This window comes from Pseudorhodoplanes sp., assembly GCA_032027085.1.
Lineage (GTDB): Bacteria > Pseudomonadota > Alphaproteobacteria > Rhizobiales > Xanthobacteraceae > Pseudorhodoplanes.
Genome location: JAVSMS010000001.1, coordinates 4,588,974 through 4,610,337, shown reverse-complemented (window position 1 = coordinate 4,610,337; position 21,364 = coordinate 4,588,974). Strand labels below are relative to the sequence as shown.

The 21,364-nt window shown below is 62.6% G+C and carries 22 protein-coding genes; 14 read left to right on the top strand and 8 right to left on the bottom strand.

Annotated elements, in window-relative coordinates; genetic code table 11:
* Positions 1 to 2 precede the first annotated feature (2 nt).
* Positions 3 to 245 (bottom strand): hypothetical protein, encoded by a 243-nt coding sequence (locus RO009_22575; protein ID MDT3687824.1) that lies wholly within the window; start codon positions 243 to 245, stop codon positions 3 to 5.
* Between the two features lie 220 nt (positions 246 to 465).
* Between RO009_22575 and gstA the strand changes: the two genes are divergently transcribed.
* From gstA to RO009_22545, 6 genes are all read left to right on the top strand, one after another.
* Entirely contained in the window at positions 466 to 1,077 is a 612-nt protein-coding gene (gene gstA / locus RO009_22570; protein MDT3687823.1) for a glutathione transferase GstA, read from the top strand.
* 890 nt (positions 1,078 to 1,967) lie between these two features.
* The gene (gene ccoN, locus RO009_22565) at positions 1,968 to 3,620 is read left to right on the top strand and encodes a cytochrome-c oxidase, cbb3-type subunit I (GenBank protein ID MDT3687822.1); all 1,653 of its coding nucleotides are present in this window, start codon (positions 1,968 to 1,970) and stop codon (positions 3,618 to 3,620) included.
* A 6-nt stretch (positions 3,621 to 3,626) separates the two neighbouring features.
* Positions 3,627 to 4,364 (top strand): cytochrome-c oxidase, cbb3-type subunit II, encoded by a 738-nt coding sequence (ccoO, locus tag RO009_22560; protein MDT3687821.1) that lies wholly within the window; start codon positions 3,627 to 3,629, stop codon positions 4,362 to 4,364.
* The gene (locus RO009_22555; protein MDT3687820.1) at positions 4,361 to 4,534 is read left to right on the top strand and encodes a cbb3-type cytochrome c oxidase subunit 3; all 174 of its coding nucleotides are present in this window, start codon (positions 4,361 to 4,363) and stop codon (positions 4,532 to 4,534) included. Before ccoO ends, RO009_22555 begins: the two co-directional genes overlap by 4 nt.
* Positions 4,525 to 5,409, top strand: a complete 885-nt coding sequence (gene ccoP, locus RO009_22550; protein ID MDT3687819.1) for a cytochrome-c oxidase, cbb3-type subunit III — start codon at positions 4,525 to 4,527, stop codon at positions 5,407 to 5,409. Before RO009_22555 ends, ccoP begins: the two co-directional genes overlap by 10 nt.
* A gap of 213 nt (positions 5,410 to 5,622) precedes the next feature.
* Positions 5,623 to 6,432: a DUF2189 domain-containing protein gene (locus RO009_22545; protein MDT3687818.1), complete on the top strand. Its 810-nt coding sequence runs from the start codon at positions 5,623 to 5,625 to the stop codon at positions 6,430 to 6,432.
* 216 nt (positions 6,433 to 6,648) lie between these two features.
* On the opposite strand, the gene RO009_22540 is transcribed toward RO009_22545, so the two are convergent.
* From RO009_22540 to galE, 4 genes are all read right to left on the bottom strand, one after another.
* Entirely contained in the window at positions 6,649 to 6,834 is a 186-nt protein-coding gene (locus RO009_22540; GenBank protein MDT3687817.1) for a hypothetical protein, read from the bottom strand.
* A 181-nt stretch (positions 6,835 to 7,015) separates the two neighbouring features.
* Positions 7,016 to 7,717 carry a fumarylacetoacetate hydrolase family protein gene (locus RO009_22535; GenBank protein ID MDT3687816.1) on the bottom strand — a complete coding sequence of 234 codons (702 nt, stop codon included), beginning with the start codon at positions 7,715 to 7,717 and terminating at the stop codon, positions 7,016 to 7,018.
* A gap of 26 nt (positions 7,718 to 7,743) precedes the next feature.
* Positions 7,744 to 9,534 carry an ABC transporter ATP-binding protein gene (locus tag RO009_22530; GenBank protein ID MDT3687815.1) on the bottom strand — a complete coding sequence of 597 codons (1,791 nt, stop codon included), beginning with the start codon at positions 9,532 to 9,534 and terminating at the stop codon, positions 7,744 to 7,746.
* A 169-nt stretch (positions 9,535 to 9,703) separates the two neighbouring features.
* Entirely contained in the window at positions 9,704 to 10,690 is a 987-nt protein-coding gene (gene galE, locus RO009_22525; protein ID MDT3687814.1) for a UDP-glucose 4-epimerase GalE, read from the bottom strand.
* Positions 10,691 to 10,739: 49 nt separating this feature from the next.
* Here galE and RO009_22520 point away from each other — a divergent pair, with 49 nt between their 5' ends.
* The gene (locus RO009_22520) at positions 10,740 to 11,831 is read left to right on the top strand and encodes a glycosyltransferase family 4 protein (protein MDT3687813.1); all 1,092 of its coding nucleotides are present in this window, start codon (positions 10,740 to 10,742) and stop codon (positions 11,829 to 11,831) included.
* On the opposite strand, the gene RO009_22515 is transcribed toward RO009_22520, so the two are convergent.
* The 3 genes from RO009_22515 to waaF all read right to left on the bottom strand — a co-directional run bounded on the left by RO009_22515 (position 11,801) and on the right by waaF (position 14,026).
* A complete protein-coding gene (locus RO009_22515) occupies positions 11,801 to 12,325 on the bottom strand; it encodes an HAD family hydrolase (GenBank protein MDT3687812.1) in 525 nt (174 codons plus the stop codon). The two genes, RO009_22520 and RO009_22515, sit on opposite strands and share 31 nt — an antisense overlap.
* 7 nt (positions 12,326 to 12,332) lie before the next feature.
* Entirely contained in the window at positions 12,333 to 12,926 is a 594-nt protein-coding gene (locus RO009_22510) for a D-sedoheptulose 7-phosphate isomerase (protein MDT3687811.1), read from the bottom strand.
* 62 nt (positions 12,927 to 12,988) lie between these two features.
* A complete protein-coding gene (waaF, locus tag RO009_22505) occupies positions 12,989 to 14,026 on the bottom strand; it encodes a lipopolysaccharide heptosyltransferase II (protein ID MDT3687810.1) in 1,038 nt (345 codons plus the stop codon).
* Between the two features lie 198 nt (positions 14,027 to 14,224).
* Between waaF and rfaD the strand changes: the two genes are divergently transcribed.
* From rfaD to RO009_22470, 7 genes are read left to right on the top strand one after another with little or no spacing between them, the layout of a single operon-like run.
* Positions 14,225 to 15,205, top strand: a complete 981-nt coding sequence (gene rfaD, locus RO009_22500) for an ADP-glyceromanno-heptose 6-epimerase (GenBank protein MDT3687809.1) — start codon at positions 14,225 to 14,227, stop codon at positions 15,203 to 15,205.
* A complete protein-coding gene (gene rfaE1, locus RO009_22495; protein ID MDT3687808.1) occupies positions 15,205 to 16,680 on the top strand; it encodes a D-glycero-beta-D-manno-heptose-7-phosphate kinase in 1,476 nt (491 codons plus the stop codon). Before rfaD ends, rfaE1 begins: the two co-directional genes overlap by 1 nt.
* Before the next feature lie 17 nt (positions 16,681 to 16,697).
* Positions 16,698 to 17,408 carry an FkbM family methyltransferase gene (locus RO009_22490; protein MDT3687807.1) on the top strand — a complete coding sequence of 237 codons (711 nt, stop codon included), beginning with the start codon at positions 16,698 to 16,700 and terminating at the stop codon, positions 17,406 to 17,408.
* A gap of 7 nt (positions 17,409 to 17,415) precedes the next feature.
* Positions 17,416 to 18,165, top strand: coding sequence for a glycosyltransferase family 2 protein (locus RO009_22485; protein ID MDT3687806.1), 750 nt, complete (start codon positions 17,416 to 17,418; stop codon positions 18,163 to 18,165).
* A complete protein-coding gene (locus RO009_22480) occupies positions 18,158 to 19,000 on the top strand; it encodes a glycosyltransferase family 2 protein (protein ID MDT3687805.1) in 843 nt (280 codons plus the stop codon). The genes RO009_22485 and RO009_22480 overlap by 8 nt, the downstream gene beginning before the upstream one ends.
* Complete coding sequence (locus RO009_22475; protein ID MDT3687804.1) at positions 18,997 to 20,268, top strand: O-antigen ligase family protein; 1,272 nt, start codon at positions 18,997 to 18,999, stop codon at positions 20,266 to 20,268. The genes RO009_22480 and RO009_22475 overlap by 4 nt, the downstream gene beginning before the upstream one ends.
* A complete protein-coding gene (locus tag RO009_22470; protein ID MDT3687803.1) occupies positions 20,269 to 21,363 on the top strand; it encodes a glycosyltransferase family 9 protein in 1,095 nt (364 codons plus the stop codon).
* Position 21,364: the final 1 nt, after the last annotated feature.

Genomic DNA, 21,364 nt, shown 5'->3' with positions numbered 1-21,364 from the left:
AATCAGTGGCGCAGCAGCGCGCCGAGCGCGGCCACGCGCATCGTCAGCGGCGAATCCGGGAACATCGCCCGCAGCAGCCGCAAGGCCTCCGACTGGGTTTCCGGCTCGGCGCGGTTGAGCGCGTCGGCCATGGCGCGGGCAAGGTCGGCTTCCGAATGCCCGGACAATTGTTGCGGCACCAGGGTGACATCGCCCAAAGGATCGGGCTCGGACACCAGAAGCATTTGGCGGGATGATGCAGGCATGGATGACCCCTCAAGTTGCTCTGGTCAACGCGATCAACGACCCGCTGTTCCAGCCGGCGCTGCAAAATCGTGGGCCAAGGCGTCCTTTTGAAAGCGTCCTTCTGTAAGAAAGGCTGGTCTGCGGCGCGGCGCATTGTTCGCCCGGCGGCAGGCCGCTAGATATTGATGCCATTTGCGGGCTGCGCTTATGCGCCTCGCGACACCGAAGGGACTTTTTGCGATGAAATTGTACTATTCGCCGGGAACGTGCGCGCTGTCACCGCATATCGTGTCGCGCGAAGCCGGCATTCCGCTCGAACTGATCCGCGTCGATACCAAGACCCACAAGACCAAGGACGGCGAGGATTTCTACCAGATCAATCCGCATGGCTATGTGCCGACCCTCGTCCTCGATAACGGCGAGATCCTCACCGAAGGCCCGGCCATCGTGCAATATCTCGCCGACATGAAGCCCGAGAGCGGCCTGATGCCGAAAGGCGAGCAGCGCTATCGCGTGCTGGAATGGCTGAATTTCGTGGCCGCCGAACTGCACAAACAATTTTCGCATATGTTCAGCCCGAAGACGCCGGCTGAATACAAGGATGTCATCAGGGAAGGGCTGGTCCAGAAATTCGCGTTTCTCGACGGGAAGCTCGCGGGCAAATCCTATCTCACCGGCGAGAATTTCACCGTGGCGGACGCCTATCTGTTCGTCGTGGCGAACTGGAGCCGATTCCACAACATCGATCTGGCGAAATGGCCAAACCTGAAAGCCTTCATGGATCGGGTGAAGGCGCGGCCGATGGTGCAGGAGGCGATGCGCGCGGAAGGCCTGATCAAGACCGCGGCGTAAGAGACGGCAACATCGCCGCGGAATGGAAACGGGCATTTTGTGCGCATGTCGTTCCCGCGAAAGCGGGAACCCATAGCTACCATCACCCGATATGGGCGCCTTCGTGGGGCGACAGCGAGAGAGATTCAAATGTCAAACAGCCAACGCTCCGCCGCCCGTATTGTTTGAGGCGCCGGGTTCGCCTTATTCCCTTTGTCCCTCTCTCCAATGAAAGAGGGGGATGGTGCGCCGAGTGACGCAACCAAGTCCGTGTAAAGACGACCTCCTCTCGAAGGCCGCCGCGTCTCTCGACGCACCATCGCGGCGTCTTCACTGCAACGCCGGGCCGCGCTTTGTCCGGAGCCGCACTGTGCGGACGGATCAGCCAGCTCCTGGCGGAGGCCCGTCAGTGGCCTCGGGCGGAGCCCCGACGTGGCCCGAGTGCCGGTTTGCGAGACCGGCCCGCGGGCGCCGCACCGGCCGAGGCCCGGAATTACCGGGCGCCGTCCAGGAAGGCCGCGCCGCCGCATCTCCGACGGCGCCCCTTCCTTCGTCCCGCTGTCACGACGCCTCATGAAAGCGCCCCTCAGCGGACGAGGTTGTTAGGACTATAATCCAACTTAGGAATATTGTCAATAGGGCGAGAAGATCTGTGCGAAGATTTTTTTAGAGCCATCGCGGAGCTTGGAAGTCCGCTTGGCCAGCTCAATACCCCAGCGGACTTTTTGGGCGCCTGAGCGTTGTCGAGCGATCTGGAAAAGTTTGATTTCTGCTTGCCAACGACCGTTTTAAAGATATACATAAAATCCATCATTAGTGGATTCCGAGCCGTTCGCATGCGAGCCGCGGCGTCGGACGCGGCTGGGTACACGTGCGCGCAACGTGCTTCGAGCAGGAATGAGAATGACAGGATGATCTCTCAGCTCACCAAGAATGAGCGGCAGCTCGCGCTTGTCATCGCTGTTCTGGTTGCCATTTGTGGGCTGGTCATGGCCGTGGCGGGGAGGGGCGATCCGTTCGGTGACCACGGGGTCATCGTGCTTGTCTTCGGTGTCGCGGTGGTCTTCGTAATCATCGGTGGCTATTACACCCCGGAGCCAAGCAAGGACCGGCTTGCCTCCTATTACGACGACCCTGTGAAGGCCGGCATCGTCTTCTCAATAACCTGGGCCGTCTTCGCGATGTTCATCGGGGACTGGGTCGCCTGGCTGCTCGCCTATCCCGACCTGACCTTTGACGCCACTTGGGCAAGTTTCGGCCGTCTGCGTCCTGTTCACACGACCGGCGTGATCTTCGGCTTTGGCGGCAACGCACTGATCGCCACGTCCTTCCATGTCATGCAGCGGACCGCACGCACACGGCTGCCGGACCAGCTCAGTCCCTGGTTCGTCCTCGTTGGTTACAATCTGTTCTGCATCCTCGCGGTCAGCGGCTACTTCATGGGCATCACCCAGTCGAAGGAGTATGCCGAGCCCGAATGGTATGCCGACATCTGGCTGGTGGTCGTCTGGGTCGCCTATCTGATCCTCTACTTGCGCACGCTCGCGCGCCGGAGGGAGCCGCATATCTACGTCGCCAACTGGTACTACATGGCCTTCATCCTGGTTGTTGCGGCGCTGCACATCGTCAACAATCTTGCGCTTCCGATCTCTTTTGCGAGCGCCAAGAGCTTTCCCATTTTTTCCGGCGTCCAGGATGCGATGACGCAATGGTGGTATGGCCACAATGCCGTCGCGTTTTTCCTCACGGCCGGCTTTCTTGGGATGATGTATTATTACCTGCCCAAGCGCGCGGGCCGTCCGATCTTCTCCTACCGCATGTCGATCCTCGGTTTCTGGGGAATAACTTTCTTCTACATGTGGGTGGGGTCGCACCATCTTCACTACACGGCACTGCCACAGTGGGTGCAGACGCTCGGCATGACCTTCTCGGCGATACTGCTCGTTCCTTCCTGGATGGCGGCGGCAAATGCGCTGCTGACCCTCAATGGCGCCTGGCACAAGGTGCGCGATGACGCAACGCTGCGCTTCATGATGGTGGCCGCGGTGTTCTACGGGCTGTCAACTTTCGAAGGTTCGTTCATGGCAATGCGCCCCGTGAATTCGCTCTCGCACTATACCGACTGGACGGTGGCGCATGTGCATGCCGGCACGCTTGGCTGGAATTCGATGATCACGTTTGGCGCGATCTATTACCTCGTGCCGCAACTCTGGAAGCGGGCGCAGATGTATTCGCCAGCGCTGGTCGAGTGGCATTTCTGGCTCTCGGTTGCCGGCGCGCTCGTCTACGTCTTTGCGATGTGGAACTCAGGAATTGTCCAGGGTCTGATGTGGCGCACTTACAACGAGAGCGGCACGCTTGCCTATTCCTTCATCGACTCGCTTGTCGCCATGCATCCCTACTATATCGCACGAGCGGTGGGTGGTTTTCTGTTCTTCGCCGGCGCGGTGGTCGGGTTCTACAATGTCTGGATGACGATCCGCGTAGCGCGCGAACTAAAGCCTGAGACCATGGAAGAGGAGCCGGCGCTTGCGCCAAAAGCTGCGCTACAGGCCGCGGAGTAAGCCATTGTGTTTGGAACGCATTACAAGCTCGAACGCTACTCGATCGGCCTGGCACTCACCATCATTGCCGTGGCCAGCATAGGCAGCCTGGTGGAGATCGCGCCGCTGTTCACCATCGATGAGACGGTGGAAAAAGCGCCCGACATGCGCGTCTACACTCCGCTCGAGCTCGCCGGACGTAATATCTATATCCGCGAGGGCTGCTACGCCTGTCACTCGCAGATGATCCGCACGCTGCGCGACGAGGTCGAACGCTATGGGCCTTATTCGCTGGCCGTTGAGTCGCAGTACGACCATCCGATGCTGTGGGGATCGAAGCGCACGGGCCCGGATCTCGCGCGAATCGGCGGCAAATATTCGGACGACTGGCACGTGGCGCACCTCAACAATCCGCGGGACATGGTGCCTGTATCCGTCATGCCGGCTTATCGCGCTCTCAAGCAAAAGGAGCTGCGCACGGATGACCTGTCCATGCAGCTTGCAGCTCTGAACAAGCTCGGCGTGCCTTACACCGATGCGATGATCAAGAATGCGGTCAATGACGCGCATGGTCAGGCATCACCGGACAGCGCACAGGCCGATGGCATCGCATCGCGCTACGGCACGGCGACCAACGTTCGAGCCTTCGATGGCAATCCGAACGTGCTTACCGAGATGGACGCTCTTGTCGCCTATCTTCAGATCCTCGGCCGTCTGACCGATGCTGCCTATAAACCGCGCGAAACAGCGGAGGCTACACAATGAATGGATTCACCCATGACAGCCTCGTCGGCTTCGCAAAGTCGTGGGGGCTTTTCTATCTGCTGGCGCTGTCGCTCGGGGTTCTGGCCTACACGTACTGGCCGGGAAGCGGGAAGCGGTTCGATCGCGCGGCCGACAGCATCATGGATGACGAGAGCGGGCCATGGGCGTGAATGAGCGCGACTTTTATACCGGACAGATAACGACGGGGCACGAGTGGAACGGAATCAAGGAACTCAACACGGCGATCCCCAAGCCTGTGTGGTTCTTCCTGATCGCGACCTCGCTCTTCGCGGTGGTCTACTGGGTGCTGATGCCGGCCTGGCCCTTGGGCAGAACCTATACCAAGGGCCTGCTCGGGACTGACGTCCACAAAGAGGTGGCAACAAGTCTGCGCGAAGCGGCGCTGAGCCGCGCGCAATGGATGACACGGATCGAAAAGAAGGATTTTGCGGCGATCCAGGCGGATGCGGCGCTCATGAAATACGTGCGAGAGACGGGCCATACCCTGTTCGGCGACAGCTGTGCCGTCTGCCATGGGACGCGCGCCACCGGCGGGCCTGGTTTCCCCAGCCTCGTAGATGAAGCCTGGCTGTGGGGCGGCACGCCAGACGCCGTATTCGAGACCATCCGGGTCGGCATCAATTCCGATGCTCCCGAGACCCGCGCCGCGCAAATGCCAGCCTTCGGCCGCGACGGAATTCTGGATCGCCAGGCGATTATCAACGTGATCGCCTTTGTGCGGTCGCTCTCACATCCAACGACCACAGTAAGCGCGGACGCACAGAAGGTTGCTGCGGGACAAGAAACCTTCGCGGCCAATTGCAGCGCCTGTCATGGCGACGATGCCAAGGGCAACAAGGACACCGGCGCACCTGATCTTACCGACGGTTTTTGGCTCTATGGCAGTGACGCGGACTCGATCTACCGCACGATCTATGGCGGACGGCAGGGGCGCATGCCGAGCTGGGAAAAGCGGCTCACCGACGCCGAGCGCAAAATTCTGACCCTGTATATCCTCGATCTCAAGAAACGGGGGACGCCGTGACGATGCGGATGCAAAGGCTGTTCATTGGCCTCGCCATTGTCTTAGGACTCGGTGTCATTGCAATCGCCAACGTCCATCTCGTGCGGGCCTCATTCCTCTCGCAGCCTGACTGCGTTCCGCATCTGAAGACGCCGGGACAAGACGGACTGTTCCGGGCGGCAAAGTCTTCCTGCTGAAAAGCACAAGGGGCCGGCAATGGCAGCAACCAATGAAATCGACAGGCTTCCCCCGATCGTGCCGCCCATCGGCGCCACAAGGATGGATTGGCGTCGCGACGTGCGCCCCGGCGCCGCGTTCTCGTGGTTGGCGGCCGGGTGGAAGGACTTTACCACTCGACCGGGCTTGAGCTTGGCCTACGGCGCGCTGGTCTTTGTGATTTCCGTTCTGACCGTCGGCGGGCTGTTCCGGTTCGGTTACGATTACGTTCTCTTTCCGGCGCTGTCCGGCTTTTTGGTCGTGGGGCCGCTGATTGCCACCGGGCTCTACGAGAAGAGCCGGCGCCTGGTGCAAGGCTTGCCGCTCACGCTCCCCAGCATGATGTTCGTGAAGGCTCGATCCGGCGGACAGATCCTGTTCGTCGGCGTGCTTCTGTGCCTGTTGATGCTGCTGTGGATGCGCGCCGCGGTTCTCCTCTACGCTCTTTTCTTCGGACTATTGCCTTTTCCCGGCCTCAATGAAGTCGTCGGCATCCTCATAACCACGTCGAGGGGCTGGGCGCTGCTCATTGTCGGCAGCCTCGTCGGCGGACTGTTTGCGGCCTTTGCCCTTGCGATCAGCGTCTTCGGGGTCCCGATGCTTCTTGCAGAACGCACTGACGCCCTGACCGCCATGGGACAGAGCATGGCGCTGGTCTGGCATAATCGTCCGGTCATGTTGACCTGGGGCGCCATCGTCGTCGGCTCGTTCGTGCTGAGCGTGGCGACGGCTCTGATCGGGTTGATCGTCGTGTTTCCTGTGCTCGGCCATGCCACTTGGCACGCCTACGCCGCAATGCGGCGGAAAGCGAACTGCGCAAGCGAATGAACGTGCAAGTGGGCCCGACGGCATGACGTATGCTTGTCGGCAAGGCGTGAAATAGGTGCGCTCGTCTACCTAAAGCCGGTCTCGTTGATCATCGAACGGGTCGGCCTGGTGACGCTCCGGAATGACGACGAGAAGATTTCGCGCAACTGGTCGCGTCCGAAAAAGAAAACGCCACCCTGAGGTAGCGTTCTGTATTCCGAACTCGTGAAGATCGAGTCACACCGTCTTGTCGACGATCTGTCCAAGACCCGGCGGCGGCGGGGTCTTGTTGTCATTCTGCGCTTCGCCCAGCGGCAGCTTCACGCCAGCCACTTCTTCCGGCTTTTCCAGCGCGGGCTGAGTCTGCGCCGGCGTTGCGGTACTCGGCGTAATCGTGGTCACGCCTATGGAACCTACATTCATGTTTCAACTCCAACTCGCCGCAGCAAAGTGATGTCTGCGGCCTGGGCTGTCTCATGATGTAGCGGCCAGGCGTGAAGCCGGTGTCGCCGAAGTGAGGAGGATTTTCGTAAAACTGTCGGGGCCGCCAAAAAGAAAAGGCCGGCCGTGCGGACACGGCCGGTCTTTACGATTGGTCGCGGTCTTACGATCCCGCGCGCGGGCCGATGGAAATCTTGAGCGAACCGACGCCCTCGATCTCGCACTCGACCTTGTCGCCCGACACCAGCGGGCCGACGCCCGCCGGGGTGCCGGTCATGATGATGTCGCCGGCGGCGAGCTCCACCATCTCCGACAGCTTCCAGATGGTTTCCGGCACGTTCCAGATCATCTGGTTGAGATCGCCGTCCTGCTTCACGGTGCCGTTGACCTTGAGCGAGATGCGCCCCTTGGTCGGATGGCCGATCTTCGAAGCCGGCACCAGCGCGCCGCAGGGCGCGGAGGCGTCGAACGCCTTGCCGATTTCCCACGGCCGCTTCACCTCGCGCGAGGCGATCTGCAGGTCGCGGCGGGTCAGGTCGATGCCGACGCCATAGCCCCAGATGCAGTCATTGGCCTTTTCCGGCTTGACGTTCATGCCGCCGGATTTCAGCGCCACGACCAGCTCGACCTCGTGATGCATGTCGTTGGTCAGCAGCGGATAGGGCACCACGCTGCCATCCGGAACGACGGCGTCGGCCGGCTTGGCGAAAAAGAACGGGGGCGCGCGCTCGTCCTGACCCATCTCGCGGATATGCTCGATGTAGTTGCGCCCGACACACCAGACTCGGCGCACCGGAAACAACTCGTCGCTGCCCTGAACCGCGATTGCGGCCTGCGGCGGCGGCGTGATCACATATTTTCCCATCGGCTTTTCTTCCCTTGCAACAAAACTCACGCGGATGCGGCGACCGCCTGGTCGGCTTCCTCATTCTGCAATTGCAGCCGGTAGAACGAGGCATAGCGGCCGCCCTTGCGCAGCAACTCCTCGTGGCGCCCGGATTCGGCGACAACGCCGTTCTCGATCACGTAAATGCGGTCCGCATGCGCGACCGTGTGCAGGCGGTGGGCGATGACCATCGTCGTGCGGCCCAGCGTCAAATGTGCAATCGCATCCTGCACCGCGCGCTCGGATTCCGAATCGAGTGCGGCGGTTGCTTCGTCCAGCAGGATCAGCCTGGCATCCTTGATCAGCGCACGCGCCACCGCGATGCGCTGGCGCTGGCCGCCGGACAATTGCAGCCCCTGTTCGCCGGCCTGCGTGTCATAGCCGTGGGGAAAGGACATGATGAAGTCGTGCGCATTCGCGGCCTTGGCGGCGGCAATGATTTCGTCCTCCGTCGCGCCGTCGCGGCCGAAGGCGATGTTGTCACGAATGGTTCCATGGAACAGAAACACATCCTGTCCGACATAGGCGATCTGCCGGCGCAGCGAGTGTCGCGACACATTGGCGATGTTCTGACCGTCGATTGCGATGACGCCCGTCTGCACCTCGTAGAGCCGCAGGATCAGATTGAGGATCGTGGATTTGCCGCCGCCGGACGGACCTACCAGCGCGGTCATCTGCCCGGCTTCGGCGGTGAGGGTCAGCCCGCGCAGCACCGGCTGGCCTTCGCGATAGCCGAAGCCGACATCCTTGAACTCGACCTGCGCCCTGTCGATGTGCAGCGACGGCTTGTCGTTGTCGGCCGGCTCGGTCGAGGGGGCATCGATGATGTCGAAGAGCTGGCGCACACCGATGAGGCCGGCATTCAACTCGAGATTCAGCCGCGCCAGCCGCTTGGCCGGCTCATAAGCGAGCAGGAAGGCGGTGATGAAGGAAAAGAACTCCCCCGGGGTCGCGTTCATCTCGATCGTGCGATAGCCGCCATAAATGACGCCGAGCGCGATCGACACGCCGGCGAGTGTCTCCATCAGTGGGCTCGACCGGTTGGAGACGCGCGCCATCTTGTTGGCTTCGTGCTCGACGACGGCGACGTTGTCGTAATAGCGTTTGCGCAGCCGGTCCTCGAGCGTGAAGGCCTTGACAATGCGGATGCCCTGGATGGTTTCCTGCAGGGTTTCGAACAGGCGCGTACCGCCGGTAAACTGCGCCTTGGCGACATTGCGGATTCGCTTCACCAGCTTGCGCACCATCCACAAAGCCGGGGGTGCGATCACGAAGGCGAACAGCGACATTACCGGATCCTGGATCACCATCACGGCGACAAGTCCGATCAGCGACAGGAGGTCGCGACCGACGGCCGTGATCAGCATGTTGAGGACGCCGGTCGCGGCGTTGGCTCCGGTGGAGAGGCGATGCAGGAACTCCGATGAATGGCGCTCGGCGAAGAAGCCGAGATTCTGGTTCATCAACCGGTCGAACAATTTGCGCTGGTTCTCGGCGATGATGCTGTTGCCGATGCGCGAAAGGATCACCGCCTGGCCGTAGGTTGCCGCTCCCCGCGCGGAAAAGATCAGGATGGTGATGACGCCGATGGTGACGATGGCAGGGAAACTGCGGTCGACATAGGCCTTGTTGACGATGGTGCCCATCAGATAGGCGGTCAGTGCGGTAGCGCCGGCGCCGATCGCCATCAGCGCGAAGGCGATGGCGTAGCGTTTCCAGTGCTTGGCGCCGTATTCGGTCACGAGCCGGCGGATCAGCTCATGGGCGGTCTGCTGATCCAGCTTGGATTGCGGCATGCGCGGTCCTGACTTGGCGCCGACGAGGGGCGCGGCTTGCGGGCGCTCTGCGAGGAGGCCGATTTTTGATTAGGGTTCCGGCGTCCCGGTGCCGGACGCCCGGGCGTCGAGGTCCGTTCCTTGCCCGTCCGGCACGGAGAATTCAAGTCCAATCCGCCAAAATCTGGCGTTATACGTTGATTTGCTTCAGTTTTTTCTCCCAGGCCAGCGCATGGGAGACAATGGTCGGCAAGTCGTCGTAGCGGGGCGTCCAGCCGAGAATGTCGCGGGCGCGGCCGCTGGCTGCCACGATCTGCGCCGGATCGCCGGGCCGCCGCGGCGCAAGCTCCACGCGGAAATCGATGCCGGAGATCTTCTTCACGGTCTCGATCACCTCGAGCACCGAGAAGCCGCGGCCATAGCCGCAATTCAGGGTGACCGATTGCCCGCCGCCGCGCAGATAGCCGAGCGCATCGGAATGGGCGGCAACCAGATCGCTGACATGGATGTAGTCTCGGATGCAGGTGCCGTCCGGAGTCGGATAGTCGGTGCCGAAGACATCCATCTTCTTGCGCATGCCGAGCGCGGTCTGGACAGCGACCTTGATCAGATGGGTGGCGGCCGGCGTTGACTGCCCGGTCCGCAATTGCGGATCGGCGCCGGCGACATTGAAATAGCGCAGCACCGCATAGCGCAGCGGATGCGCATGCGCGGTGTCGCGCAGGATGATTTCGGTCATCAGCTTCGACCAGCCATAGGGCGACATCGGCATGGTCGGCGCATCTTCCGCGACCGGCACCGTTTCCGGATTGCCGTAGACGGCCGCGGTGGACGAGAAGATGAAATGCTTCACGCCGCCCTTGACCGCGGCTTCGATCAGCGTGCGCGTGTTGGCGGTGTTGTTGCGGTAATAGCCGAGGGGATCGGCAACCGAATCCGGCACCACGATGGACGCCGCGAAATGGATGATCGCGTCTATGTCGTGCCGGGCGATGATTTCCAGCGCCAGCGTCGCGTCGCCGGTGTCGCCTTCGTAAAGCGGTACCTTGTCCGGCAGGGCCCAGCGGAAGCCGGTCGACAAATTGTCGAGCACGACCACGTCCTCGCCCGCGTCGGCGAGCGCGTAAACCATGTGGCTGCCGATATAGCCGGCGCCGCCAGTGACCAGAACGGCCATGAAAACCTCCAGAACAATCATGTCATTCTAGGCGACGGAGGATGAAAAAATGAGTAATCCTCTGCCCAACCCCGCCGCCGACCGGCCTATCCAGGGATCCGTCTTGCCCGAACTCGACGTCATCATTCCCAATCTGCATTGGCGCTATTCCGGCGTCACCGCGACCAATCGCATGATTGCCCCGCGCATTGCCGGCCTGCTGCCGGCCGCGTGGCTCGGGTCCGATGCGCCGGAGGGGATTGCGCGGCTGAGTTTTCGCGATCTGTTGCGCCTGTGGCGGCGGCAGAAACCGCTGGTCTGGCATGCCCGCCGCAACAACGAGATGATGGCGGGGCTGCTGCTGCGGGCGCTGGGTTGGCCGCTGACACTCGTCTTCACGTCCGCGGCGCAGCGGCACCACACCTGGACCACGCGCGCGATGATGACACGCATGGATGCGGTGATCGCGACCAGCGAGGCTTCCGCCTCCTATCTGAAGGTGCCGCACACGATCATCATGCACGGCATCGACACCGAGCGTTACGCGCCCGCGCCGGATCGCGATGCCGAATTTGCGCAGACCGGATTGCCCGGCCGTTATGGCATCGGCTGTTTCGGCCGGGTGCGCGCGCAGAAAGGCACCGATGTGTTCGTTAAGGCGATGTGCCGGCTGCTGCCGCACTATCCGGATTTCACCGCAGTGATCGTCGGAGAGGTGACGCCGGACCAGCGCGGCTTTGAAGCGAAGCTGAAAGCGCAGGTGAACGCAGCCGGATTGTCGCAGCGCATTCGTTTTCTTGGCGAGTTGCCGATCGACGAGGTGCCGCTCTGGTATCGGCGCATCCTGATCTACGCGTTCACGTCCCGCAATGAAGGCTTTGGGTTGACGCTGCTTGAGGCCATGGCATCCGCAAACGCGCTGGTTGCCGCGCGCGCGGGCGCGGCGGAAAAAGTCGTGCGCGATGGCGACACCGGCATCTTGGTGCCGACCGGCGATGCCGATGCTTTGGCAAAGGCGCTTGAGCCGCTGATGCGCGAGCCTGCGCAAGCCGCCGCGATGGGACGCCGCGCTCGCGAGCGCGTTGTCGCCGAGTTCGGCGCCAATGCGGAAGCCGCGAAGATCGTCGCGTTCTATCGCCGGGTGCTTGCCGCGAGACACTGATCGACGAAGTCGGAAAGATCGCCGCCCATGAACAGAAATCCGCCAATGCCGACCGCCGCGGCGGCGCGCAGATCAGTCTCCTTGTCGCCAATCAGAAAACTTCCATGCGCCTCCACGGGCCAGTTCTGCATCAGATCGAGCAGCATGCCGGGCTTGGGTTTGCGCCAGTCGGAATCGATGCGATAGGCGGGCAGCGGCGCGTCGGGATGGAACGGGCAATAGCGGATGTCGTCAACGCGGGCACCCTGCGCGCAGAGCTGTTCGAACATCCAGTCATGCAGCCTGTCGACGTCCTGTTCGGTGAACAGGCCGCGGGCGACGCCGGACTGGTTGGAGATGATGAATACGTGATAGCCGGCCTCGTTCAGCTTGCGGATCGCCGGCGCGGCGCCTTGTGTCCAGTGGAAGCGCTCGATGCTGCCGATGTAACCGTCGTCGCGGTTGAGCACGCCGTCGCGGTCGAGGAACGCGGCGGGTTTGCGAGCCTTCTGCATCCAGATGTCAATCCGGCTTGAACAGGTTGCGCTCGACCAGGTCGCAGATCGCGTGCGCGGCGGTGATGTGAACCTGCTGGATCAATGCGGTTTCTTCGGACGGCGCCGCCAGGACGACATCGCAGAGCGGTTGCATCGCGATGGCGCCGATCGAGCCGGTGAATCCGACAGTGATAAGCCCGATCTTGCGGGCGGCCTTCAGCGCGGCGAGGACGTTCGGAGATCGCCCGGATGTGGAAATGCCGATGAAGATATCGCCCTTGCGTCCGAGGCCGCGCACCTGGCGCTCGAAGACGTGTTCATAACCGTAATCATTTCCGATCGCCGTCAGGACCGATGTGTCGGTTGTCAGGGCGATGGCCGGCAAGGGGTCGCGATCAAACTTGAAGCGCGACAGCATCTCGGCCGCGATGTGCTGCGCATCGGCGGCGCTGCCGCCATTGCCCGCGAGCAGGATCTTGCCGCCGCTGCCGAGCGACTGCGCAATGCCCACCGCAATGGCAACGATCGACGACAGGAAATTATGATCCACGGCGGCGCGGTCGAGGATTTCGCGCGAGCGGCGGAAATAGCCGATGACGTCGGTGAGCGGGTCGTTCATGCAGGGCCTGAGGATCGAAGATATCTGGTAGCGGGCATGCGGGGCGGGCGCAAGCGAGTGCCCTACAAGCCCAACGTCGTCTTGACCGCCTGTTCAACACGATCGACGGCAACCTCGCGGGTGTTGCGTTCGCGGATGTCAGCATGGGGACGTTCGGGTTCGAGGATGGCCGCGAGCGGATTGAGCGGAGCCCAGAGCCGCGGCGAGGTCGGACCGAAAATGGCGAGCGTAGGCGTGCCGATAGCTGCTGAGATATGCATCAGGCCGGAATCATTGGTCACCGCCGCGGAGGCGGCCTTGAGCGCGACGATGGCGTTCCCGAGATCGTTGCCGGTCAAATCGCGGACCAGCGCGCCGCCCTTGGCTACGATCTCGGCCGCAATAGAGGTCTCATTCGGCCCGCCCAGAACCCACACGGCGACGCCGCGGTCGGTCAGGCGCCGGGCCAGCTCGGCATAGAATTCCGGCGGCCAGGCCTTGCCGGGACCGACCGCGCCGGGCGCCATGGCGACCGCAGGCCCGCCATCGGCCGGCAGAGACCAAAGTTGCCGCCAGGCCGCGACCTGATCATCCGTGACCCTGATCTGCGGCAACGGCCATTCGCCGTGCAGGGCGGTGCCTTTCGGCAACGCCAGTACGCCGAAACAATCGATCATGCGCTCGAGCTTGCGCTCGCCCCAGCGCATGTCGTTGATCAGGCCGAACCGGGCTTCACCGGCAAAACCCGTCCGCTCGGGGATGCCCGCGAGAAAGGGCGCCAGCGCCGCCTTCCACGTGCGCGGCATGACCAAAGCGGTGCCATAGCCCTCGGCGCGGAAACGCTGCGCCAGCAACCAGTATTGTCCGAGCGGAAGCCGGCCACGCGGCAGGTCCTGGACGATGCCCTTGCGGACCCCGGGCATGTAGTCGAGCAGGGGGGCGCAAAGCCGGGTGGTGAGGAAATCGATCGGCCGGTTTGGCCAGCGGGCCTTAAGCAGCCGCACGACCGAATGGGAACGGACGAAATCGCCGATCCACATGTAGGGAATGATCAAAATCGGGCTGTCAGCCGCCGGATTGGCAGCCGGCACACCGGCGATAGAATTGGAATGTGAGTTCATTCGTATAATAATGAACCTAAGGTCATTTCTTCATGGTTTCCGCCCCGGGCAGCCCTGCCGGTTCCGTCGAGTCATGCCCGGCTTTGCGAGCATTCGCCAGCCTATTTACTGCCCTTGCTCAGCGAAGTTGCGCCGCCGCGCCTTGTCGGGCAAAGGAGGGCCGGCAAGGCCGGGCGGTGGCGGCGGGGTGTTGCGTACATGATTTTGGTCACCGGCGGGGCCGGGTTCATCGGTTCGAATATCGTGGCGAGCCTCAATGAGGCTGGCCGCTCCGATATCGTGGTGAACGACATGTTTGGAACCGACGGCAAGTGGCGCAATCTCGCCAAGCGCCAGTTGGCCGATGTCGTGCCGCCCCCGGACCTGTTCCGATGGCTGGAGGGCCGAAAACTCGACGCCGTCGTCCATATGGGCGCCATTTCCTCAACCACTGCGACCGACGGCGATCTGGTGCTCGACACCAATTTCCGGCTGTCGCTGCAACTGCTGGACTGGTGTACGGAAAATCGGACGCCCTTCATCTATGCCTCGTCGGCGGCGACCTATGGCGACGGCGAGGAAGGATTTGACGACGACTGGTCCCCGGAGGCGCTGAAGAAGCTGCGGCCAATGAATCTCTATGGCTGGAGCAAGCACCTGTTCGACCAGGCTCTGGTCGACCGGCAGGTGAAGCGCGCCAAGCTGCCGCCGCAATGGGCCGGCCTGAAATTCTTCAACGTGTTCGGGCCGAACGAATATCACAAGGGCACGATGGCGAGCGTACTCTGCCGCGTTTTCGATGAAGCGAAAACCGGAAGGCCGGTTCGCCTGTTCAAGTCGCACAAGGCGGGCATTGCCGACGGCGATCAGCGCCGCGATTTCATCTATGTCGATGATGTCGTGGCGGTGACGCGCTGGCTGCTGGATACGCCGAAGGTGTCGGGCATCTTCAATGTCGGCACCGGCCAGGCGCGCAGCTTCCGCGAGATGATCGAGGCCATGTTCGCCGCGCTCGGCCGCGCGCCCAATATCGAATACATCGACATGCCCGAACAGATTCGCGGCAGCTATCAGTATTTCACGCAAAGCGAGATGGGCCGCCTGCGCAAGGCCGGATACAATGCCGGCTTCCCGCCGCTGGAAGATGCGGTGAAGGATTACGTCACCCGCTATCTCGACCGCACGGACCGGTATCGCTGATGTTCAATATCGATCAGGAACTCGGGAAGCTCGCGGGCGCGACAGTGCTGTGCATCGGCGATCTGATGCTGGACGATTTCGTGTATGGGGATGTCGCGCGCATCTCTCCGGAAGCGCCGGCGCCGGTCATTCGGGTCAGGCGCAGCGACATCATCATCGGCGGCGCCGGCAATGTCGCGCGCAATATTGCAAGCCTTGGGGCGAGTTGTCTTTTCGTCGGCGTTATTGGCGATGACGATGCCGGGCGACAGCTCAAAATGTCGCTGGATTCGGAGCCGCGCGTGAATGCATTGCTTGTTGTCGATCCCTCGCGGCCGACAACACGCAAGGTGCGCTTCGTCTCCGAGCATTATGCGACGCATATGCTGCGGGCCGACTGGGAAACGACCGCGCCGGTTTCCGCGGGAATCGAAAAGTCCGTCATTGACAATGCATTGAAGGCCTTGCCGCAGGCCGACGCCCTGATCCTGTCCGATTACGCCAAGGGCGCGCTGACAAAGACCGTTATCCGGGCCGTCATCGATGCCGCCAACAAGGCCGGCAAACCGGTCATCGTCGACCCGAAGGGCAATGACTATTCCCTTTATCGCGGCGCGACGCTGGTGACGCCAAACCGCAAGGAGCTTGGCGACGCGGTGCGCCGCGACGTGACCGGCGATGACGACATCGCCGCGGCGGCAACGGAATTGTGCGGCAGCATCGGTTGCAAGGCGATGCTGGTGACGCGCAGCGATGAAGGCATGACGCTGGTCGAGAAAGGCAGGGAGCCGGTGCATGTGCCCGCCTATCCGGTGAAGATCGGCGACGTGTCGGGCGCCGGCGACACCGTGATTGCGGTGCTGGCGACGATGCTGGCCGCGCATGCCGAGCTCGAACTTGCGATGCGCGCGGCCAATGCGGCGGCGGCGGTCGTCGTCGGCAAACGCGGCACGGCGACGGTGTCGCTTAGTGAATTGCGCGGCCGGCTGCTGCCGGCGTCCTCGCTCGCGCCGGAAGAAAAAATTCTGTTCGACTGGTCGCAGCTCGATCAACGCCTCGGAGAGTGGCGGCGGCAAGGGATGCGCATCGGCTTCACCAACGGCTGTTTCGATCTGCTGCATCCGGGGCATGTGCGGCTGTTGGCGCAGGCGCGCGCCGCCTGTGATCGGCTGGTGCTGGGGCTGAACAGTGATGCGTCGGTGAAACGGCTGAAGGGCGAGGGGCGTCCGGTTCAGGACGTGCATGCGCGCTCGGAAGTGCTGGCAGCGCTGGAAGCCGTCGATCTCGTCGTGGTGTTCGAAGAAGACACGCCGCAGAAGCTGATTGAGCGGGTACGCCCGAAGGTTCTGGTCAAGGGCGCGGATTACACGCGCGAGCAGGTGATCGGTGGCGATTTTGTCGAGGCCATTGGCGGCGAGATTGTGCTGGTCGACATCGTGCCGGGCCATTCGACGACCAGCATCGTGTCGCGTTCGCGCAAGACCGCAAAAGCTTGACCGGCGGGATTTCTCAAGTGGCCGCGATCTTTCCGCCAGACCAGGAAGCCGCGCTGGTGCGGGACTTTTTCGGTCCCGCGCCCGGCTACTTTGTCGAGGTCGGCGCCAATGAGCCGGAAAAGGAATCGCAGAGCTTTCATCTCGAACGCGAGGGCTGGACCGGTGTACTGATCGAGCCGCAGCCTGATCTTGCGGAGAAGTTGCGCAAGATGCGCCGATCTCAGGTCTTCGAGGCCGCGTGCTCGTCGCCGGATCGCGCCGGCAGCCGGATGACTTTGTACGTGCTGGGTCCCTATTCGTCATTCGATCCCAATCTCGCCGTGACCGGGCTGCGGCCGGAACAGGCCATCGAGGTGCCGGTGCGTACGCTTGACGACATTCTCGAGGAAGCGAAGGCGCCGCGCCCCCTTGATCTGTTGTCGGTCGACGTTGAGGGGCATGAGCTGGATGTACTGCGCGGATTTGATTTCGCGCGCTGGCATCCGCGGCTGATTTTGCTGGAGGATCACGTCACCAGCCTCGACAAGCATCGCTTCCTGACCGACGCCGGCTATCGTTTGATGCGGCGTACCGGATTGAACGGTTGGTATGTCCCGCAGGACGCCGCGCCGTCGATCGACTGGCTGGGACGCTGGCAGATTTTCCGCAAATATTATCTCGGCCTGCCGTTCCGTATCTTCCGTGATGCCAGGCGCAGGCTGCGTGACCGCCTGAAAGACAAACCGTGAGCCACAGATGCCGCGCCTGTCCGCCATCGTGATCACAAAGAACGAGGCCGCCAAGATCGAGGCGTGTCTGGACAGTCTTGCCTTTTGTGATGAGCGGATCGTGGTGGACGGCGGTAGCGACGACGCGACCGTGGCGCTGGCTGCGGCCAAGGGCGCGGTGGTTCTCTCGCATGCGTGGCGGGGCTTCGGCGCGCAGAAGAATTTCGCCCTGGAACAAGCCACCGGTGACTGGGTGCTGTCGCTTGACGCGGATGAGCGGGTGAGCCCGGAACTGGCGGCCGAGATCGCCGAAGCCGTCTCTGCGGGGCAGGCGGACGGCTACGAGATGCCGCGCCTCTCCACCTTTTGCGGCCGGCCAATGCGCCATTCCGGCTGGTATCCCGATTATGTGCTGCGGCTGTTCCGCCGGGGCCGCGCACGCTTCTCCGACGACCTGGTGCATGAACGGGTGATCTGTGAGGGAAAGGTCGCGCGCCTGTCGGCGCCGCTCATCCATCATCCGGTCGAGCGGCTGGAGGATGCGCTCTCGCGCATGGACCGCTATTCCACCGCCGGTGCAGACATGGTTCTGAAATCGGGGCGGCGGGTGTCCTTCTTGACCGGCATTCTGCGCGGGTGGTGGGCCTTCGTGCGGACCTACTTTCTGCGCCTTGGCTTTCTGGACGGCCGCGAGGGGTTTCTGTTGGCTGTCGCGAATGCCGAAGGAACCTATTATCGTTACATGAAGGCCTGGCTGAAGGGGCGGCAAGGTGGCTGATCTGATCTCGATCATCGTAACGACCTGCAATCGCGAGGACGCGCTCGACGCCGTCTTGCGCTCGCTGTCGCGCCAGACCGATCGTGATTTCGAGGTGATCGTCGCCGACGACGGCTCTGGTCCGGCGACGGCCGAACTGATCGAGAGCTGGAAAGGAAAACTCGGCCGGCCCTTGTCGCATGTCTGGCAGGAACGCAAGGGCTTCCGCGCCGCTGAAATCCGCAATCGCGCGATTGTCGCAAGCCGCGGCACATATTGCATCTTCCTCGACGGTGATTGCATTGCCCGTCGCGATTTCGTCGAGGTGCACCGCCGGCTGGCGGAGCCGGGCTGGTTTGTCACCGGCAATCGCATCCTGCTGTCGGAAGATCTGACCCGAACGATCCTGCGCGACAAGCTCGACGTGGAGACCTGGAGCTACCGCGCCTGGACCCGCGAGCGCGCGAAGGGTGGCATCAACCGCACCGTGCCGCTGGTGCGCCTGCCGCTCGGTCCGCTGCGGAAACTACGCTGGCGCGCCTGGCGCGATGCGCGCTCCTGCAATCTCGGCATCTGGCGGTCCGATCTCGACCGTGTGGACGGTTTTGATTCCGATTACGCGGGCTGGGGCCGCGAAGATTCCGATCTTTTGGTGCGACTGCTGCATGCCGGCGTGCGCCGCAAGGACGGTGTATTTGCCAGCGGCGTGCTGCATTTGTGGCATCCGGCGGCGGACCGCTCCTGGCTGCCGGACAATGACCGCAAACTGGATGAAGCGCGCAGCGATCAGCGTGTCAGAGCGCGCCGTGGCCTGTCGGCCGTCGAGACACATATTGCCGAGCGGGCGCTGACATGAGCATGGCCGCGCTGGCGCAAAGCGAGGTCCAGGTCCGGCTCCGGACTTTGTCCGATGGCTTGGCGACGGCGGTCGTGGTTTCGCTGCCTTGGTCAACGTCGGCGACCGCGATTCTGATTGTCGCGTGGCTCGTGGCCCTGATCCCGACTCTGCAGCGCGACGATCTCTCCGAGGTGATAAGCAGGCCCGCGGCTTATTTGCCGGTCGTTCTTGTTGTCATCGGTGCGATCGGCATGCTGTGGGCGGATGTGGCCTGGGCGGAACGCAGCCGCGGCCTTTCGGGATTCCTCAAATTGCTGATCTTGCCGCTGCTCTTCGTTCAGTTCCGGCGATCTGCAAACGCGCACTGGATCTTGAACGGCTTTCTTGCGTCCTGCGCCGCATTGCTGCTGGTGTCGACGGCAAGCTTTGTGTGGCCCGGATTCATCTTGTGGTCGTGGGCGAAAGCACCGGGCATCCCGGTCAAGGATTATCTGAGCCAGGCGGCTCTGTTCACCGTCAGCGCATTCATTCTGCTGTACAGGGTCCGCGAGACCTGCCTGTCGCGACGGCCGGCCGCAGCGGCCTTGTATGGCGTCGCCGTGGTGGCCTTCATCCTCAATATCTCGTTTGTGGCCACGAGCCGCACGGCGCTTCTGACCGTGCCGGTTCTACTCGTTCTCTTCATGGTGAAATTTTTCCGGTGGAAGGGAATTTGCGCGATTGCGGCGGCGGCTGTCGTATTTGTGGGTCTGGTGTGGACGTCATCGGACTATCTGCGGTTTCGGCTTGAAAACCTGTCGAGCGAGATCACGACCTATCAGACAACAGACAAACGCACATCTGCCGGCGAGCGGATCGAGTTCTGGAAGAAGTCGATTGGTTTTGTTGGGGAGGCGCCGATCTTCGGTCATGGGACCGGGTCGACCCGTTCGCTTTTTGCCCGCGTGGCCTCGAGCGGTGATGGCGTCTCGTCATTGATCTCAACAAATCCGCATAACCAGTTTCTCGCGGTCGCCGTACAGGTCGGCCTGCTGGGCGGCCTTGTCTTGATCGCCATGTGGGCCTCGCATGCCATGCTCTTCCGCGGCGGCGGACTGGCGAGCTGGACCGGGCTCGTCATCGTGAGCCAGAATATCTTTGGCTCGCTGTTCAACTCGCATCTGTCCGATTTCAGTCAGGGATGGCTTTATGTGTTCGGCGTCGGCGTCGCCGGTGGTGTGATGATGGCGGGACAGAAGGCCGGGCAGCCCGCAAAAGCTCCGGCTGAAGCGGTCGCGCGCGCGTAAATGGACCGGATTGCTCTTCCGCCATCTCCGCGCATTCTGATTGTCGCTTTGCGCCGGCTGGGCGACGTTCTGTTGACGACGCCGCTGATCCGCAGCCTTCGCCACGCGTGGCCGGACGCGCAAATCGATGTGCTGGTTTTCGCCGACACGGCTGCCATCCTCGACGGCAATCCCGATCTGAATCGCGTGATCGCCATGCCGCAACCGGCGAGCGCATTGCAAAGTCTGGCACTCGCCGCAAAGCTGTGGCGCCGCTACGACCTCGCCGTGTCGACGCAGGCGGGAGACCGGCCGACATTTTTTACGATTATCGCAGGCCGCAAACGCGTCGGTCCGGTGCAGCCGCGATTGAGCGGTCGCATCTTTCGTCTGTTCCTTGATCGCTGGCTGCAATTGGACGGCTCACGTCACCGCGTCCAGGAAAACCTGCAACTCGCAGAGTTGGTGGGAATAGCGCCCGTCGCGCAGATGGTCGCGCCGGCGGCGCAACCATCTGCATCGGTCGCGCCTGCGCGCGACTATGCCGTCATCCATGCAGCGCCGTACTTCCGCTACAAGCAATGGCACCGCGAGGGCTGGCGCGATGTCGCGCGCCATCTGGCGGGGCAGGGCCTTGATCTTGTCGCGACCGGCGGACCGGGCGCTGAGGAGCGCGCCTATCTCGACGCGATCTGGCGCGACATCCCGATCCGCCGACTGGACGGGCAATTGAGCTGGCCGGAGCTTGCCACGCTGCTGGCCGGCGCACGGGTCTATGTCGGACCGGACACTTCGGTGACGCATCTCGCGGCCGCCGCGGGATGTCCGACGGTTGCGCTCTATGGACCGACTGACCCGCAGATCTGGGGGCCATGGCCGCGCGACGGGTTGCGTGAATCCTGGAACAAGACGGGGACCGTGCAGCAGCGCGGTAATGTGTGGCTGCTGCAGAATCCACTGTCCTGCATGCCCTGCCAGCAGGAAGGCTGTCTGCGACGGCTGGACAGCCATAGCCAATGCCTTGACGAACTTCCGGCCAGCCAGGCAATTCGAGTTCTGAATCAGATACTTGCCGAGCGACTTGCGGCGGCTGGCAAGGGTGGCGCGCGACCATAAA

Bases quoted from the DNA above. Each gene is read 5' to 3' on its own strand.
- RO009_22575 (MDT3687824.1), bottom strand. From the start codon at position 245: ATGCCTGCATCATCCCGCCAAATGCTTCTGGTGTCCGAGCCCGATCCT.
- gstA (MDT3687823.1), top strand. From the start codon at position 466: ATGAAATTGTACTATTCGCCGGGAACGTGCGCGCTGTCACCGCATATC.
- ccoN (MDT3687822.1), top strand. From the start codon at position 1,968: ATGATCTCTCAGCTCACCAAGAATGAGCGGCAGCTCGCGCTTGTCATC.
- RO009_22555 (MDT3687820.1), top strand. From the start codon at position 4,361: ATGAATGGATTCACCCATGACAGCCTCGTCGGCTTCGCAAAGTCGTGG.
- ccoP (MDT3687819.1), top strand. From the start codon at position 4,525: ATGGGCGTGAATGAGCGCGACTTTTATACCGGACAGATAACGACGGGG.
- RO009_22540 (MDT3687817.1), bottom strand. From the start codon at position 6,834: ATGAATGTAGGTTCCATAGGCGTGACCACGATTACGCCGAGTACCGCA.
- RO009_22535 (MDT3687816.1), bottom strand. From the start codon at position 7,717: ATGGGAAAATATGTGATCACGCCGCCGCCGCAGGCCGCAATCGCGGTT.
- RO009_22530 (MDT3687815.1), bottom strand. From the start codon at position 9,534: ATGCCGCAATCCAAGCTGGATCAGCAGACCGCCCATGAGCTGATCCGC.
- galE (MDT3687814.1), bottom strand. From the start codon at position 10,690: ATGGCCGTTCTGGTCACTGGCGGCGCCGGCTATATCGGCAGCCACATG.
- RO009_22520 (MDT3687813.1), top strand. From the start codon at position 10,740: ATGAGTAATCCTCTGCCCAACCCCGCCGCCGACCGGCCTATCCAGGGA.
- RO009_22515 (MDT3687812.1), bottom strand. From the start codon at position 12,325: ATGCAGAAGGCTCGCAAACCCGCCGCGTTCCTCGACCGCGACGGCGTG.
- RO009_22510 (MDT3687811.1), bottom strand. From the start codon at position 12,926: ATGAACGACCCGCTCACCGACGTCATCGGCTATTTCCGCCGCTCGCGC.
- waaF (MDT3687810.1), bottom strand. From the start codon at position 14,026: ATGAACTCACATTCCAATTCTATCGCCGGTGTGCCGGCTGCCAATCCG.
- rfaD (MDT3687809.1), top strand. From the start codon at position 14,225: ATGATTTTGGTCACCGGCGGGGCCGGGTTCATCGGTTCGAATATCGTG.
- rfaE1 (MDT3687808.1), top strand. From the start codon at position 15,205: ATGTTCAATATCGATCAGGAACTCGGGAAGCTCGCGGGCGCGACAGTG.
- RO009_22485 (MDT3687806.1), top strand. From the start codon at position 17,416: ATGCCGCGCCTGTCCGCCATCGTGATCACAAAGAACGAGGCCGCCAAG.
- RO009_22475 (MDT3687804.1), top strand. From the start codon at position 18,997: ATGAGCATGGCCGCGCTGGCGCAAAGCGAGGTCCAGGTCCGGCTCCGG.
- RO009_22470 (MDT3687803.1), top strand. From the start codon at position 20,269: ATGGACCGGATTGCTCTTCCGCCATCTCCGCGCATTCTGATTGTCGCT.